Annotated in this window: 9 protein-coding genes; all 9 read left to right on the forward strand. The window is 40.4% G+C overall.

Annotated features, from left to right (window positions below; genetic code table 11):
• The first annotated feature begins 4 nt into the window (after positions 1 to 4).
• Positions 5 to 586 (forward strand): hypothetical protein, encoded by a 582-nt coding sequence (locus tag BLW33_RS10685; protein WP_143032625.1) that lies wholly within the window; start codon positions 5 to 7, stop codon positions 584 to 586.
• Between the two features lie 192 nt (positions 587 to 778).
• Entirely contained in the window at positions 779 to 2,347 is a 1,569-nt protein-coding gene (locus BLW33_RS10690) for a glucosyltransferase domain-containing protein (protein WP_090308673.1), read from the forward strand.
• A 129-nt stretch (positions 2,348 to 2,476) separates the two neighbouring features.
• A complete protein-coding gene (locus BLW33_RS10695; protein WP_090308691.1) occupies positions 2,477 to 3,457 on the forward strand; it encodes a glycosyltransferase family 2 protein in 981 nt (326 codons plus the stop codon).
• A complete protein-coding gene (locus tag BLW33_RS10700; RefSeq protein ID WP_090308675.1) occupies positions 3,454 to 4,422 on the forward strand; it encodes a glycosyltransferase family 2 protein in 969 nt (322 codons plus the stop codon). Before BLW33_RS10695 ends, BLW33_RS10700 begins: the two co-directional genes overlap by 4 nt.
• Before the next feature lie 2 nt (positions 4,423 to 4,424).
• Positions 4,425 to 5,282: a glycosyltransferase family 2 protein gene (locus BLW33_RS10705; RefSeq protein WP_090308678.1), complete on the forward strand. Its 858-nt coding sequence runs from the start codon at positions 4,425 to 4,427 to the stop codon at positions 5,280 to 5,282.
• 12 nt (positions 5,283 to 5,294) lie between these two features.
• Complete coding sequence (locus BLW33_RS10710) at positions 5,295 to 6,692, forward strand: undecaprenyl-phosphate glucose phosphotransferase (protein WP_090308681.1); 1,398 nt, start codon at positions 5,295 to 5,297, stop codon at positions 6,690 to 6,692.
• A gap of 136 nt (positions 6,693 to 6,828) precedes the next feature.
• The gene (locus BLW33_RS10715) at positions 6,829 to 7,560 is read left to right on the forward strand and encodes a glycosyltransferase family 2 protein (RefSeq protein ID WP_090308684.1); all 732 of its coding nucleotides are present in this window, start codon (positions 6,829 to 6,831) and stop codon (positions 7,558 to 7,560) included.
• A complete protein-coding gene (locus tag BLW33_RS10720) occupies positions 7,557 to 7,919 on the forward strand; it encodes a DUF2304 domain-containing protein (protein ID WP_090308687.1) in 363 nt (120 codons plus the stop codon). Before BLW33_RS10715 ends, BLW33_RS10720 begins: the two co-directional genes overlap by 4 nt.
• The coding region (locus BLW33_RS10725) for a glycosyltransferase (protein WP_143032626.1) at positions 7,916 to 8,246 on the forward strand (331 nt) is incomplete at its 3' end. The genes BLW33_RS10720 and BLW33_RS10725, both read left to right, overlap by 4 nt.

Below are 8,246 nucleotides of genomic sequence, written 5' to 3' on the forward strand. Positions count from 1 at the left end.
GATTATGAAAAAAAATAGCAGAATTATTTTAGGTGTCTTAATATTGGTTTTGGTAATAATTCTTATAGGATTATGGAGTATCCTAAAACAGAAGAATCCAGAGAGTAGTGTTAAAGAGACAGTAATAACTCCATCCGTGTCAGTAACTCCTAAACCAACGATTCCCGTTCAGGCAGCAGAAGGGTTGACAAAAGAAGAGTCTGAAAAAATGAAAATGATGGCAATGGAGCTTTATCAAGCGGCATTTAATTCAGACTACGATAAAGTGAAATCTTTGTCGACAAGGGGATTTAGTACTGATTTACAAACCTGTTTAGATACTCAAGAATCATTGATTATGTCAGATGGTACCAATCTCATTAAAAACTTACGAGAGTATACGGATGTCAGTACACCCGTTGAAGTAGGTGAACCTACTGCTTATGGGGGCGATTCTGAATTTATTGTAACACTACTACTTCAAGGTGACTATACAGCTAGAGTCGGGTTTGTTCGAGAGGAAGACGGACAGTTTTGGGTTAATACGTATGCAATGCAATCATTAGCGAGGGGTGAAGGTGGTGTTATGGGCCACGGAGCTGATTAGTATTGGAACAAATTGTGGAGAGAATGCCGTCTCCTTCTGGAAAATAAAAGACAAATTTACATACATATGGTAATATATTGATAGAGCGAAAGAATCACTGATTAATGCGACTGTTTGACTCGGGTCTTATTTAATCAGTGTTTCTTTAAATAGCAGCTAAATGCTGGGAAGATATGAGGTGACGAGAGACTGATGGCAGTGAGATTAAAAGAATACCTTCGTGTTAACTTTAAAACTATTATTATAGCTTTTTTTTGTGTTGTTCTGGCCTATGGCTTTTTTTTGCTCAACCCCACGGTATCCATTGATGAAGAGACTTGGCTCTTAAATGGGACCCAACCTTTAGGCTGGTTAGAGCAGGGGCGAATTGCAATTCATATTTTCGATTTGATATTTTCTCATAATGGTGCGCCAATCCCCTTTCTTTGGGATTTTCTTGCAATTCTAACATGGTTTTCTTCCGGTCTTATTTTTCTTTTTATTTTCTCTGAAGAATTGCAGGAGCTTAAGGTCTTTGTTAAGATTGTTTTTTTAGTTTATTATGCAACGATTCCCTTTGTGGCAGGTGACATGATGGCATTTTCCATGTCCAGCTTTCCCGTGGCCACGGGTTTGCTAGCGGCGGCTTTTTCTTTTGGGAATACGCGTTTATGGCTAAAAACAAAGTCAAAAGTAAATTTGATTTGGGCGATTGTCCTCTTGTTTTATGGAATTTCCATTTACCAAGCAATTCTGGGTTTGTACATTACAGCCATCGTCGGTCTTTGCTTTATCCGAGTCTTAAATCGTGACTTTAAAACCTTTGAAATCGTCTGGAAATCGGCAATGATTGCTATTATTTCCACAGTGGCTTATTTTATTGTTTTTTTCAGCATTGTCACCATACGCGGCTCCTATGATTCATATATTACCGAGGGCTTTATTGGTTGGTGGAGTGGTGAAAGTGTTTTTCTTACCTTTTTTAAGGCACTTTATAATATTTGCCGGGTATCTTTTGGGTCTCCATTCCTCGGGGCAGAGAGTGTTTTTGGTGGAACGGTCATTTGTATACTGACCATTGCCTATATTTGCTACGCTATATTCACCTTTTTTACCATTAAAGAAATGAAAGAAAAAGCGCAGTTCCTATTTTATGCAATTATGTTTGTATGCGGACCTTTTATTATGTACGTACTAATGGGGACCAATAATACCATGGGACGAATGTTGTTTGGCCTATGTCTTACAGGGGCGCTTCAGATGGTTTTGATACTCAATGCCACTAAGCAGCATAGGCGTCTTCATCAGGTTGTGATCGTCCTGGTGATTTATCTTTTATTCCTCAATTTATCCAATATGAATCGTATTTATTTCAACGATTATATCCGTTACCAGTATGACTGTACCGTTGGGAATGAAATTATGCTAGAAATTGAAAAATCAGGATACGATTATCATTCAAAGCCAGTGGTATTCATTGGTGCAAAGCAGCCGGATGCTATCGCTATGGATCAACATGATACATTGGGAATGAAAGGCTCCTACTTTTTGTGGGATGATGGGAATAATGGACGAATCAGTGGCTTTTTAAAAACATTGGGTTACACCGTATTACCATCCTCAACAGATCAAAAACAGGCAGCTGTCAATGCGTCACAGATGATGGCAACATGGCCGAATGAGGGGAGTATCTTAGAAAAAGATGGCGTGATCATCGTCAAGCTATCAGAACCATCTCAAAAATGGTACCATGCGAATGGGATTCAACAAAAATTACAATAATTAAATCACAATGCCCTTTATAGCAAATACCTTGAGATAAACAATCAAGACAAAGCTGTGAGGGGTATTATTTTTAGTTTTGGAGCGACATCTCTTGTGTTTACACCTTTTTTACGTTATGATTATAAAATGGATGAATTTAAAAGAATTTCGATTATTATCCCTAATTTTAATGGAGAAAAGTATCTAGAGCCCTGTTTGGATAGCTTGATGGGGCAGTGTAACGACGAAATAGAAATCATCGTAGTGGATGATTGTTCGAGTGATGATAGCATGGCTATACTTTCAGATTATAAAAATGTGCGAGTGTTACAAAATGAAGTGAACTCTGGATTTGCGGCATCGGTTAACCGTGGGATTCAAGCTTGCTATGGTGAGTTTGTACTTCTTTTAAATAACGATGTTGTTGTTGAATCTGATTTTGTAGAGGCTCTGTACCGGGCGATTGATGTTGATAAACGCCGCTTTGCCATTTCGTCACGCATGGTTCGCTTTAATGAGCGGGATAAGCTAGATGACACTGGTGATTTTTATAATATTCTGGGATGGGCTTTTAAGCGAGGTGACGGGAATCCAATTTCCCAGTATCATAAGCCAACAAAGGTCTTTTCTGTGTGTGCTGGCGCCGCTTTGTACCGAAAATCAGTATTTGATGAAATCGGTCTCTTTGACGAGCGTTTTTTTGCATATCTTGAGGATGTGGACGTTTCTTATCGGGCATTAATCCATGGTTATGAAAATTGGTATGAGCCGACGGCCATTTGCTACCACATCGGCAGTGCAACAACCGCTGATGGCAATAAATACTCACCCTTTAAGGTTCGAATTTCAGCACGAAATAACATTTATTTAGTCTATAAAAATATGCCTTTAGGGCAATTATTATTGAATTTCCCTTTCCTATTCTGCGGCTTTACAGCCAAAGCAGCGATGTTTGCAGTACGTGGATATGGTAAAGAGTATATTAGTGGATTGATGGCGGGTTTAAAAGGCGTTAAATCACTGAAGAAATCACCCTTTAAGGCAAAACGTACATTAAATTATTTGAAAATAGAATTAATGCTGATCGATGGATTACTAAAACAATTAGAAACGAAGTATCGACGATGAATAATCAACGGCTCACGGTAGTGGTCCCCTGTTATAATGAAGCAAAAACGATTCATTGCTTTTACAAAGCGATGAATCCGATTCGCTCTCAATTTAGTACTGAGTTTGGCGTTGAAATCACACTACTTTTTGTCGACGATGGCTCTTGTGACGGGACCATCAATATTTTAAAAACACTAGCTGAAGAAGATGGCGCGATACAATTTTTGAGTTTTTCCCGAAATTTTGGAAAAGAAGCGGCGATTCTGGCGGGATTGTCCCATGCATCCGGTGATTTTGTTGCGGTGATGGATGTGGATCTTCAGGACCCGCCGGAGCTTTTGTCCGAGATGTATTTGGGCATTGTCGCAGAAGGATATGATTGTGTGGCAGCCAGGCGTGTATCCCGTAAAGGAGAACCTTTCATTCGTTCTTTTTTTGCGCGGCGCTATTATCACGTACTGAATCGCATGTCAAAGATGACCATTGTTGATGGGGCCCGGGATTATCGGTTGATGACGCGCGATGTCGTCAAGGCGGTTTTGTCCGTAAAAGAATACAATCGCTTTACAAAGGGGATTTTTAGCTGGGTTGGCTTTGAGACGAAATGGCTGGAATATGAAAATAGACAGCGTGTGACGGGAGAAACCAAATGGTCCTTTTGGCATCTTTTCTTGTATTCCCTGGATGGTGTGGTTGCCTACTCAACAGTGCCGCTGTCCTTGGCTTCGGTAATGGGGTTCATTCTCTGCCTATTGGCCATTGGATTAATTGGTTTCTTCATTGCAAAAACTTTGATTTGGGGGGATCCTGTTGCAGGATATCCTTCCCTCGTGTGTATTGTGCTTTTTATTGGGGGAGTACAACTTTTTTGTATTGGGATCCTCGGTCAATATTTGGCAAAAACATATTTGGAAACCAAGGGACGCCCGATCTATATTATTAAAAGCAAAAGCGAAACATTAGCGCAATCGGAAATGAGGTAAAGATGGATTTATCAATCATCATCGTTAATTATAAAACCCTGGAGCTGACATCAAACTGTCTGGATTCCATTTACGAAGCCAATATGAAGGGGATCAATTTTGAGGTCATCGTGGTGGATAATGCATCGGAGGATGGCAGTATTGAAGCGATTGAGGGACACTATCCCCAGGTAAAAATCATCAAGAACTCTGAGAACCTCGGGTTTTCCAAGGCCAATAATATGGGAATACGCAGCTCGGTGGCAGATTTTATATTGCTGTTGAATTCCGACACCATTGTGGAGGGCAATACTATTGGTGATGCGTTAGCGTTTATGAGAAACCATCGACACGTGGGGGCCTTGGGATGCAAGGTGCTTCTGGAATCAGGGGCCTTGGATCTGGCCTGTAAACGGAGTTTTCCCACACCGACGAATGGGATCTACCATTCTCTGAAGCTGGACAAACGCTTTCCTAAAAGCAAACGCTTTGGGGAGTACAACCTCACCTTTGTCGATGAGGATAAAATCTGCTCGGTTGATTGCATTATGGGGGCCTTTATGATGGTGAGTCGCCAGGCTATTGATGCGGTTGGCCTTTTAGATGAAGACTATTTTATGTATGGTGAGGATGTGGATTGGTGCTATCGGATTAAAAAAGCGGGTTTTCAGATTATCTATTATCCAAAGGTTCGGATTTTTCATTACAAAAAGGCTAGTGGGATTGGAAAACGGAACCCCAAAACCATTGAGGCTTTTTATGATTCCATGGGAATTTTTTATCAAAAGCACTATCGTGGAAAGTACAATCCCCTGACCACCAATGCCGTCTTGTGGGGAACCCAGGTGATGAAAAAGCTTGCCCTTCGGCGAAATCGATAAGGAGGTGGACTAATGATTAAAAGCAACCAACATTTTTTTAATTTTCTCCAGGTTTTGGCAGATATGCTTGTGGTCAGTGGCGCACTGCTGTTAGCTTGGTATATTCGGTTTGCATCGCCCTTTTTTAATGATGGCATACGGACTCTGCGTTTTGAAGCCTATATGGCGTTGCTTGCCTTTGTGGTACCCGTCTACTTGGTTTTATTCCTTATCTTTGGGTTGTATAAACCCTATCGGAAGCAGCGTTTTACCAAGGAATGTCAGGAGATTATTTTATCAAATACCATTGGGATTTTGATTCTATTGGCATTTTTATACACGGGAAAAAGCATTCATTTCTCCCGATATATGCTGGGGCTGTTCTATATTTTCTCTGTGGTTTTAGTGTCGGCTGAGCGGGGAATTATTCGAAAGATTTTAAGAAGCATGCGGGAGCGCGGCTTTAATATTAAGTACATCATCATCGTGGGGGCCGGTGCCCTTGGACAACGGTTTGCCAAGAAGGTGATGAACGATCGCCAGCTCGGCTATAAAATCTGTGGCTTTGTCGATGATTATTATCCCAAAAGCGAGAAAGAGGGGATACCAATTTTAGGATCGACCCGGGAGATGAATGAAATCCTGGAGGAATACCGTGTGGATGAGGTGGTAATCGCCTTGCCGAACACCAGCTACCGCCGAATTGATGAGGTGATTGATAAATGTGAATACCAGGGGATTAAGACCCAGATTATCCCGGACTATTTTAACTTGGTTCAGGGATCCAAGCCCGCCTTTGATGAGCTGGATGGGATTCCGCTTATTAATACACGATATATTCCTCTGGACGAGCCCTTTAATAAATTTATCAAGCGGTTGTTCGATATCCTCTTCTCTTTGCTTGTTTTGATTGTGTTGTCCCCGTTACTATTGGTGACGGCAATTTTGGTAAAGCTGACATCGCCGGGTCCGATTATTTATAAGCAGGTGCGCGTGGGCATGAATCGAAGGGATTTTGAGATTTATAAATTCCGGTCGATGCGAAATGATATGCCAGAGGTTGGAAATACGGTGTGGACCACTGAGGATGATCCCCGAAAGACGAAGTTTGGGTCTTTTATCCGAAAAACAAGTATTGATGAGCTGCCACAGCTGATTAATGTGCTTAAAGGGGATATGAGTATTGTCGGTCCCCGCCCGGAGCGTCCCTTTTATGTGAGCAAGTTTAAGGACGAGATTCCCAAATATATGATTAAGCATCACGTGCGTCCAGGTCTTACCGGATGGGCCCAGGTGAATGGTTGGCGGGGAGATACAGATATTGAGCCGCGAATCCGGTGTGATATTGAATATATCGAAAAGTGGACACCGTGGTTTGATGTAAAAATATTGTTTATGACGCCAGCAGCGGTGTTTAAGAATGGGTATTAGGAGGATGACAGAATATACTCTTAAAAAGATGGGCTACTCATTAATCATCTGGACAATATTCTATGAATCAAATCTAATTTTAAAAAGGAATTGACGAGATGCTTCTACAAAAAAAGTCAGGAGAAAACGTGGTAAAATGATAAATGATAAAAAAGTTTTAGTAATTGTTCCTGCATACAATGAGGAAGAATCAATTGAGTTAGTGATTAAGAATCTTAAGAAATGTGTACCTCAAGTGGATTACATTATTATTAATGATTGTTCTACAGATCAAACGGAGCGAATATGCAAAGAGAATGATTTTGCATATTTAACCTTGCCCGTTAATTTGGGAATTGGTGGGGGAGTGCAATCCGGTTATCAGTATGCTGTTGAGAACGATTATGATATTGCCATTCAGATGGATGGTGACGGTCAACATGATCCTGAATATTTAGAGATATTGATACAACCCCTGTTGAAAGGACAAGCAGATATGGTAATAGGATCGCGTTTCATTACCAAGGATGGTTTTCAGTCATCGGCAATGCGCCGAGCTGGAATTGTTTTTTTGAAAAAGTTAATCCAATTTTGTTGTGGTGTGAAAATAACTGATACAACTAGTGGTTTTAGAGCGACATCCAAGGAGTTAACCTCTTTTTTTGCAAAAGATTATGCACAGGATTATCCAGAGCCAGAGGCAATCATTGCCACAGTGTTAAACGGCTTTAAGATTCAAGAAGTTCCCGTTGTAATGCAGGAAAGACAAGGTGGAGAATCTTCGATAAATGCATTTAAGTCGATTTACTATATGATTAAAGTATCATTGGCTATTATTATTTACCGACTGGGAATTATTGGTGACAAAAGGAAGGGAGGAAAAAAATGAATACTAGTTTGCGAGTTTTTTTAGTCATAGCAATTTTCATATATTTGGCAATTATTATAAATATGCTTCGTAAAAAAAATCTAAATCTTAGATATACTCTGGTTTGGCTCATTTCTGCTTTGGTTATGTTAATCATAGCTGTTTTCCCTGAAATTATTAACCAATTGGCAAGGTTCATAGGGGTGATCGATCCTGTTAATGTTGTTTTTGTGATTGAAGCTATGTTTGTTCTGTTGATATTATTATCGCTAACGGCAATTGTTTCGCATCTCAATGCCAAATCGAGGCGGTTGATACAAGCAGTGGCTCTACTAGAAAAAAGGGTACGGGAATTAGAAAAACAGGAAAAATCCCAATGAAAACAGCAATTCTAATCCCATGCTATAACGAGGCAAAAACAATTGAGAAAGTTATCAAAGATTTCAAAAAATCGATGCCAAATGCGGTAATCTATGTTTATGACAACAATTCGACCGATGGAACCGATGAAATTGCCCGGGAAGCGGGGGCAATCGTCCGATATGAGTACAAGCAGGGAAAAGGCAATGTTGTGCGTCGGATGTTCCGGGAGATTGACGCAGACTGTTATATCCTACATTCCCGTCTTACATCACGAGGAACGACGATGTTGAAACGTCGAAACCCGCATAGAATAAGGAATAAACAGCACTTTGGACTTGAATTGA

Origin of the sequence: Eubacterium aggregans (genome assembly GCF_900107815.1) — a bacterium.
In the GTDB taxonomy this organism is placed as follows: domain Bacteria; phylum Bacillota; class Clostridia; order Eubacteriales; family Eubacteriaceae; genus Eubacterium_O; species Eubacterium_O aggregans.